The following is a 7,517-nucleotide window of genomic DNA, read 5'->3' as shown; positions in this document are numbered from 1 at the left end:
GTCTAGGAAGAGTGCAAATCCGAAATGGCCAGCAGCCTCAGCTTGGCCGTCGCCTTGGCCGCGCCAACCACACCGCCGTGCGCGCAGGCCCCCAGCGCCGCCAAAACAGGAGCAGACGCCCCCCACTGCAAGAGACGGCGACGGGAAGGCGTAAACTGGGTCATTTCCAAAACCTGATGCGGATATCCCGCAAGCGCGCAGGTCATTCCCTGATAGGGGGGGCCCGACAGGGTCAACCTGACACATGACTGAGGGAAACGTGAACTCCGACCTTTTGGCCGCAGTCCGCAATGCTGAGGAGAACAGCCCAAAAAATATGGCAGTTCTGCGGCACATATCCCCAAAATGCCCGAACTGCGGGCATTTGAGGCATGAATCTTCCCCACTGTGTCGCTGTCACTAAAGCTTCACCAAACGCAAGTTTTTATGCTCTGGCTTCCAGACAACAGAAGGATTAGAGGCCGCGCCATCATTCCAAGGGGATCCAGAATGAAGCGTCTTTCCTCCCTCGCCCTGTCGGCCAGCGCACTCGCGATTGCTATCGCCAGCCCGGCCTTCGCCCAGTCCACCGCCGCAGAAGAAACCGCTTCGGTTGGCGACATCGTCGTCACCGCCCAGCGCCGCAGCGAAAGCATCCGTGACGTGCCGTTCGCCGTCACCGCGATGAACATCGAAACCCTGGCGGCTGTGAACGCCGGCGGTGCCGACATTCTGGCTCTGGCTGGCCGCGTGCCCAGCCTGCAGGTCGAAAGCTCGAACGGCCGCTACGCCCCGCGCTTCTACATCCGCGGCTACGGCAACGTGGACTTCGACTTCACCGCCTCGCAGCCGGTGTCGGTCGTGATGGACGACGTGGTTCTGGAAAGCGTCTACCTGAAGGGCTTCCCGCTGTTCGACGTCCAGCAGATGGAAGTCCTGCGCGGTCCGCAAGGCACCCTTTTCGGCCGCAACACCCCCGCTGGCGTGGTCAAGGTCGACACCGTCAAGCCGGGTTCGGAGTTCGAGGGCTTCGGCCGTATCGCTGCCGGTAACTATGGCTCGATCCGCGCTGAAACCGGCGTGACCGTTCCGGTCAACGACACCGTTTCGCTGCGCATCGCCGGCCTGTGGAACCACCGCGACGACTGGGTGAACAACGCCTATGATGCCGAGTTCGCCAACCCGAACGGCGACGAGCTGGGCAATTTCGAAGATCGCGCCATCCGCGGTCACCTGGCCTGGACCCCGAACGAGCGCCTGTCGGTTCTGGGCACCGTCCAGTTCCGCGACTATGCCGGTACCGGTACGCTGAACCGCGCCAACGCCCTGACCAAGGGTTCGAACAAGCTGAACGCCAACTACGACCGCGACACCGTCTATTACGACGGCGGCCGTAACAACTTCCAAAAGCAGAACACCCAGTCCCAGTCGCTGCAAGTCGCCTACGACTTCGGTGAAGTGACCCTGACCGGTGTCATCGGTTCGTACCAAGGCGAGTCGATGGGCGATGGCGACATCGACGGCGGCGTGGCCGGTGCAGCTGGCGCTGGCAAACCCTACGGCACCCCGTTCAACTCGGAAAGCGGCACCGATCACTCGGATCTGGTCCAGAACACCTTCGAACTGCGTCTGGCCTCGAACGGCAACAACCGCCTGAACTGGCAGGTTGGCGCCTTCGCCTTCAATGACCGCTTCAACCTGGTGTCGAACACCTACAACGGCACCGGCGGCCTGATCCCGACCAAGCAAACCGACATCATCCAGAAGGCTGAGTCGTGGTCGGTCTTCGGTCAAGCCAACTACCAGCTGACCGAAGCCCTGAAGATCACCGGCGGCCTGCGCTACACCGAAGACGAGCGCACCTATAACGGCCAGATCACCATCGGCACCCCGGGCACCGGCGCTATCGCTGTCTCGGACGAGCAAGTGTCGTGGGACATCAGCGCCCTGTACGAAGTGAACTCGAACTGGAACCTGTTCGCCCGTATCGCCCACGGCTACCGTGGTCCGTCGATCCAGGGCCGCAACCTGCCGGTTCTGACCACCGCAGACTCTGAAACCGCCATGTCCTACGAGGCCGGTTTCAAGGCCCGCCTGTGGGATGGCCGCGCCCGCCTGAACGCGACCGCCTACTTCTATGAAGTGGACGACATGCAGTTCACCGCCATCGGCGGCATCGACAACTCGAACCGCCTGCTGAACGCCAAGAAGGGCGAAGGCAAGGGTATCGAGATCGACGGCGACGTCTATCTGGGCGCTGGCTTCACCTTCGCCGGTGGCTTTGCCTGGAACGCCACCGAGATCAAGGACAAGGACCTGCTGGTCGCCATCTGCGGCAACCACCTGTGCACCATCACTGATCCGCTGGTGAACGTGAACGGCACGGACCGCGCTGCCATCGACGGCAACCCGTTCCCGAACGCTCCGGAATACACCGCCAACTTCACCCTGTCGTACGTCCGTCCGATCGGCACCGATCAGGAACTGTTCGCTGCGACCGACTGGGTGATGAAGAAGAACACCAACCTGTTCCTCTACGAGTCGAAGGAATACATGTACGGCACCCAGATCGAGGGTGGCCTGCGCGCTGGCTGGCGTGACCTGAACCGCGACGTCGAAGTCGCCGGTTACGTCCGCAACATCACCGATGAAGACCACATCATCGGTGCCATCGACTTCAACAACCTGACCGTCTTCGTCAACGAGCCGCGTATGTATGGCATCGAGGTCTCGAAGCGCTTCTAATCTGATTGGAGCGTAGTAAGCGTACCGAAAGGGCGGTCAGGGCGAATGCCTTGGCCGCCCTCTTGCTATCGGCCGCATGTTGATAGCCAATAGCCCCTGCCTTTTGAGGGAGGGGTAAGGATGCGTCTGTCCATTCTGCTGGGCTGTTTGGCTCTGATGTTCGGCCTTGCGGCCCTGACGTTGCAGACGCCGTCGCCAAGACCCGTGGATGCGCCTGCCGAAGCCTTTTCGGCCCACCGCGCCATGGTGGACATCCGCGAGATTTCCAAAGCCCCCCACCCGCTCGGAACAGCCGAACATATCCGCGTCAGAGAGTATCTGGCCGGACGTCTCGCCGACCTCGGCTTCGAGGTGTCGGAGCAGACCGGCGATCTGACCATCAAGGCTGTCCAGCGTCTGAAGCGCGAGGGCGGCGATGCCGCGAGCGTCGGCTACAAGGCCACCAACCTGATCGGCATCCGACAAGGCGCACGCCCCGATCTGCCGCCGCTGATGCTGATGGCCCACTATGACACCACCGTCCATTCACCGGGGGCCGGCGACGATTCCACCGGCGTGGCCGTCATTCTGGAAACCGTGCGCGCCCTCGGCGCCCGTCAGGCCAAGGACCGCACCCTGATCGTCCTGCTGACCGACGGCGAAGAGATCGGTCTGGAAGGCGCTCGTATCTTCTTCGCCGAGCATGAACTGGCCAAGGCATCGGGTTTCATCATCAATCTGGAGGCACGCGGCGGCGGCGGCCGTGTCCACATGTTCGAAACGGGCAAGGGCGATGGTCCCACCATCGGTGCCTTTTCGCCCCTCGCGCTGGCCGCCGACGGCGGCGTGACCAGCACCTCCATCGGGTCCTATCTTTACGACAGGATGCCGAACGGGACGGACTTCACCATCCCGCGCGAGATGGGGATTCAGGGCATCAACCTCGCCTTCCTCGACCGCGCCTATCAATACCATTCGCCCGAGTCCGTCCCTGAAAAGCTGGATATCGGCTCGGTCCAGCACATGGGATCGCAGACGCTGGAGATGGCCACGCGACTGATGGGTGCCGATGCTCTGCCCGCCAGCGGCCCGTCACAGGTCTATGCCGACGTCTTTGGCCGCATCCTGCTGGTTCACCCGCCCGTCGTCGGCTGGGTCCTGCTGGCCCTGTCGCTGGTGGGCCTTGCCTTCGCGATCTATCGCGCGCGCAACGTCACGGCGCTTCGACCGATGCAGGTCGTGCAGGGCATGCTGGACGGGGTGTGGTTCATCGCCGCCAGCCTGATCCTGTCGCACGGCGTGCGTATGCTGGCGGGGCCGCTGAGCTTCAGGGGCGAGACCTATTACACCCTGCTACACCGCCTGCCGTGGATGGAGGCTGCGACCGCGCTGGTGGTGCTGGCCCTCACTTTTGTCCTGTTGTCGGGTGGTCGGGCCGCGCACCGTCGGGTGCTGGGTTACGGCTTTGCTCTGGTAACACTTGTCGTCGCCATCATCGGCAAGGCCGGTCCGGTCTATATCGGTGCGGGTGCCGTGGCCGCCGTACTGTCCCTGTGGCCGGGCGCGGCGTCGCGCAGCCTGTGGGGCGGGTGGATCGGCACTCTGGCGCTGGCCTTTATTTTAGGGTGCGCGCTGCAACGCTATGCGCCGCCCGTCGCCCTGATCATCGTCTGGCCTCTGCTGCTCGCCTCTGTCGCCATGGCCATCAGCGCATGGCTGTCGCCGTCGCTCAGCGAGCTGCGCGGGCTTATCGCTCCCGCCATCGCCACCATCATCGGCGGCGCATGGCTGATGGGCTATGGCCATTTCGTCTTTTCGGCGCTGGGGATTTCCGTGCCGGGGGCACTGGGCTTTATCGGTTTCCTGACGCTGATGTTCCTGCGCCCGCTGGTTCCGGCGCGGGGAGATCACTGGCTGACGGTGATCGGGGCGACCTGCCTGTTGGCCGCCGTGGGCCTCAGCGCAGGATCGCAACTGGCCGAGCCCGCAACCAAGACGGTCATCCACGCGACGAAATAGCCAAGCTTTAAGCTTATAGTAGCGCCGTTCTGCGATTGAGCGGTCATGAAGCTCATCCACGCCCTACAGGACAACAGTGACCCCAACTCGCTGGTGTCGCGCTTTCGACGTGCCCGCAGCCGCCGCGTGGTCGAACTGATCCGCGCCATCCATGCCGAGCGCGGTCAGTGCCGCATCATCGATCTGGGCGGCGAGGCCAACTATTGGCATCTGTTCGACCGCGAGCTTCTGGCCGAATGCGGGGTCCATATCACCCTCGTCAATCCGGGCGGGGTGGACGATGTGTGGGCCGAAGACCTGTTCACCGTGGTGGATGACGATGCGACCCACCTGCCGCAATATGCCGACAACAGTTTCGATCTGGTCCACTCCAACTCGGTGATCGAGCATGTCGGCGACTGGGTGCGGATGGAGGCCTTTGCCGCCGAATGCCGCCGCCTGGCCCCGCGCTACTACGTCCAGACACCGAACTTCGGCTTTCCGGTAGAGCCGCATTTCTCCAGCCTGTTCTTCCACTGGCGCAGCGAGCAGTCGCGCGCCCGCGCCCTGATGCGTCGCGCCCATGGCTTTTCGCAAAAGGCCCCCGACATTGGCGCGGCCATGCGCGATGTCCAGCACGCCCGCCTGCTGGACAAGGCCCAGTTCCGCTTCCTCTATCCCGACGCCGTGCACCATGACGAAAAGGTCGGCCCCCTGACCAAGTCCCTGATCGCGGTGCGGGGGCGTTGACGCTATCGCCCGCGCGATTGCAGCGTTAGTGTCGGCCCATGTCGAACCCTGTCCTCGTCACCGGATCGGCCGGCTTCATCGGCTTTCACACCGCCCAGCGTCTGTTGGCGCGGGGCGAGACGGTAATCGGGATCGACAATCTGAACAGCTATTATGATCCGGCGCTGAAACAGGCGCGGCTGGATCAACTGCTTGCCCATCCGTCCTATGTCCACCACACCCTCGATCTGACCGATCGGAGCGGTGTGGATCGGGTGTTCGCACAACATGCGCCGCGCCGGATCGTCCATCTGGGCGCACAGGCCGGTGTCCGCTACAGCCTCGAAGCGCCCGAGACCTATGTGTCGTCGAACGTCACCGGCTTCCTGTCGATTTTGGAGGCGGCGCGGGATCTGGGGTGTGACCACCTCGTCTATGCCTCGACCAGCTCGGCCTATGGGGCCAATGGCAAGCGGCCCTTCGCCCCGTCGGACGGGGCCAACCATCCGCTCACCCTCTATGCCGCGACCAAGCTGGCCAATGAGGGCATGGCCCACGCCTATTCCCACCTGTTCGGTATTCCGATGACGGGACTGCGGTTCTTCACCGTCTATGGTCCGTGGGGCCGGCCCGATATGGCGCTGTTCAGATTCACCCGCGCCATACTGAAAGACGAGCCGATCGACGTTTATGGCGAAGGGCGGATGAGCCGCGACTTCACCTATATCGACGACATCGTCACCGGCATTATCGCCGCTCTGGACCAGCCCGCCACCATCAACCCCGCATGGGACGCCAGCCATCCCGATCCGGCGACCAGCGGCGTGGCCCCGTGGCGCATTCTCAATCTGGGCGCAGGCCAGCCCGTGCCGCTCATGCGCTATATCGAGGTGCTGGAAGACAAGCTGGGCCGCAAGGCCAGACTGAACCTCATGCCCATGCAGGACGGCGATGTCGCCCACACCGAGGCCGATGTCTCGGCCACCGTGGCCGCCCTCGGCTACGCCCCCTCGACGCGGGTTGAGGAGGGCGTGGGCCGGTTCGTGGACTGGTACTGCAACTTCTACCGCGAGAACTGATCGGCCGAACTTAGCCCCCGTCGGTCCAGACCGTCTTGTAGAGGTCGAAGCGACGGTCACGCAGGTTCTTCACTGTCCCCTGCGCCCGCGCCCAGGCCAGATCGGACAGATCAAGGTCAGCCACCGTCACCGTCTCGACGTTCTCGGTCGCCTCTGCGGCGATGCCGTCACGGGCAAAGGGGAAGTCGCACGGCGTCAGGATACAGGACTGGGCGTACTGGATGTCCATGTTCTCGACATTGGGCAGGTTGCCGACATTGCCGGACAGCACGACATAGCACTGGTTCTCGATGGCCCTGGCCTGACCGCAATAGCGCACCCGCAGATAGCCCTGCCGGTTGTCGGTGCAGAAAGGCACGAACAGGATGCGCGCCCCCTCGTCCACCATCCGGCGGGCAATCTCGGGGAACTCGGAATCATAGCAGATCATCACCCCGATCGGCCCGCAATCGGTCGGGATGGCATGGACGCGATCCCCGCCCTTGATGTTCCACCAATGGCGCTCGTTCGGGGTCGGGTGCAGCTTTTCCTGCTCGTGCACCGAACCATCGCGCAGGAAGACATAGGCGACGTTCTGGATGTCGCCGTCATCGGTCCGCGTCGGGTGCGAGCCGCCGATGATGTTGACGTTATAGCTGACCGCCAGCTGGCGCATGGCCTCGACAAAGCGCGGCGTATAGCGGGTCAGGTGCTCGATGGATTCCACCGGCGTCAGCTTCTTCGGCTCCAGCGACAAAAGCTGGAGGGTGAACAGCTCGGGGAAGACGACAAAGTCCGCGCGGTAGTCAGACACCACATCGACGAAATATTCGATGTTGGACATGTATTCGTCAAAGCTCTCGACCTTGCGCATCTGTAGCTGGACGGTGGCGACGCGCACGGCCTCCTTGGTCGTAAAGGCGGCCCCGCGTCCGGTGTCCTCGACGAAATAAGGATTGCGCCAGACCATGTGCGAGGCGTGGCCCATCGACTGTTTGTCGGTCGGCAGATAGCCGCTCAGCACCCCTA

At 63.3% G+C, this 7,517-nt stretch carries 6 protein-coding genes; 4 read left to right on the top strand and 2 right to left on the bottom strand.

What is annotated here, in order from left to right; all coding sequences use genetic code 11:
• Window positions 1-2 precede the first annotated feature (2 nt).
• On the bottom strand, window positions 3-164 hold the full coding sequence (locus Q0Y42_RS13640) for a hypothetical protein (protein ID WP_297804826.1): 162 nt from the start codon (window positions 162-164) through the stop codon (window positions 3-5).
• A gap of 325 nt (window positions 165-489) precedes the next feature.
• Between Q0Y42_RS13640 and Q0Y42_RS13635 the strand changes: the two genes are divergently transcribed.
• From Q0Y42_RS13635 to Q0Y42_RS13620, 4 genes are all read left to right on the top strand, one after another.
• Complete coding sequence (locus tag Q0Y42_RS13635) at window positions 490-2,724, top strand: TonB-dependent receptor (protein WP_297804823.1); 2,235 nt, start codon at window positions 490-492, stop codon at window positions 2,722-2,724.
• 120 nt (window positions 2,725-2,844) lie between these two features.
• A complete protein-coding gene (locus Q0Y42_RS13630) occupies window positions 2,845-4,722 on the top strand; it encodes a M28 family peptidase (RefSeq protein WP_297804820.1) in 1,878 nt (625 codons plus the stop codon).
• Window positions 4,723-4,767: 45 nt separating this feature from the next.
• Window positions 4,768-5,451, top strand: coding sequence for a methyltransferase domain-containing protein (locus tag Q0Y42_RS13625; protein WP_297804817.1), 684 nt, complete (start codon window positions 4,768-4,770; stop codon window positions 5,449-5,451).
• A gap of 38 nt (window positions 5,452-5,489) precedes the next feature.
• Window positions 5,490-6,509: an NAD-dependent epimerase gene (locus Q0Y42_RS13620; protein WP_297804815.1), complete on the top strand. Its 1,020-nt coding sequence runs from the start codon at window positions 5,490-5,492 to the stop codon at window positions 6,507-6,509.
• A 10-nt stretch (window positions 6,510-6,519) separates the two neighbouring features.
• Here the strand turns inward: Q0Y42_RS13620 and Q0Y42_RS13615 are convergent.
• Window positions 6,520-7,517: carbon-nitrogen hydrolase family protein (locus Q0Y42_RS13615; protein ID WP_297804812.1), on the bottom strand; the 998-nt coding region annotated here is incomplete at its 5' end.

This window comes from uncultured Brevundimonas sp., assembly GCF_947305955.1.
In the GTDB taxonomy this organism is placed as follows: Bacteria; Pseudomonadota; Alphaproteobacteria; order Caulobacterales; family Caulobacteraceae; genus Brevundimonas.
The sequence above is the reverse complement of the archived record's forward strand: the minus strand, read 5'-3'. Positions and strand labels throughout refer to the sequence as shown.